The sequence below is a fragment of the Oleiphilus sp. HI0043 genome (assembly GCF_001634935.1).
The window spans coordinates 1-979 of record NZ_LWEY01001686.1 but is presented as its reverse complement, the minus strand read 5'-3'; the positions used below and the strand labels follow the sequence as shown (position 1 = coordinate 979).

Annotated in this window: 1 protein-coding gene; it reads right to left on the bottom strand. The window is 41.6% G+C overall.

Translation table 11 applies throughout. The annotated features are described in order from the left end of the window. Positions 1–81: 81 nt before the first annotated feature. The coding region (gene dusA, locus A3729_RS25535) for a tRNA dihydrouridine(20/20a) synthase DusA (protein ID WP_068634420.1) at positions 82–979 on the bottom strand (898 nt) is incomplete at its 5' end.

Sequence of the window (979 nt, the reverse complement as noted above, 5' to 3'; positions counted from 1 at the left end):
CCATTGATTTCTGATTTCCTTTTTGTATTCCATATCTATAAACGATAGCAGCTTTTTAGCTTAAGAATATGACAATCCCAATCATTTTTCAGGCACAAGAGAAAGCGCCTGTTCTAGCGTTTTAAGATCGGCTCCATCTTTGTATGCGTTTTCACTTAAATACCGGCGAAATTGTTTGCCACCGGATTGTCCATGAAAGAGGCCTAATAAATGGCGAGTAATGTAATGAAGCTTTTGACCCCCTTTAAGCTGTGTTTCAATGTAAGGCATCATGTCGTGAATAATGTCGTGACGGCTTTTACCATGGGGTTTTGCTCCAAACAATTGTTCGTCGACGCTAGAAAGTAACCATGGGTGCTGGTAGGCTTCGCGTCCAACCATTACTCCATCAACTAGCTTAAGGTGTTGCTTGCACGAATCGATAGACTTTATTCCGCCGTTAATAATGATTTCAAGGTCCTTAAATTCCTTTTTTAGGCGATAGACATATTCATACTTTAGAGGTGGGATTTCTCTGTTTTCTTTTGGACTTAAGCCATCAAGAATGGCGATACGCGCATGAACGATAAAAGTTTTACATCCGTCCTCAGCGATTTTCGATACGAAATCACGAACAAACTCATAGCTATCATGTTCATCTATTCCAATTCGATGCTTAACAGTGATCGGGATGTCTACAGTATTTTTCATCGCAGAAATACATTGCTTAACGAGGTCAGCGTGAGCCATTAAGCAAGCGCCAATCATGTTATTTTGCACTCTGTCGCTTGGGCAGCCAACGTTTAAATTGATCTCGTCATAGCCAAATTGAGCGGCAATTTCTGCGCATCGTGATAACTCGGACGGCTTACTCCCACCAAGCTGAAGTGCAATAGGGTGTTCTTCATTGTTATACCTGAGAAATCGATCAGCACCCCCATGGATAATTGCGCCAGTAGTCACCATTTCGGTATAAAGAAGGGTATGTTTTGAAAGTAGG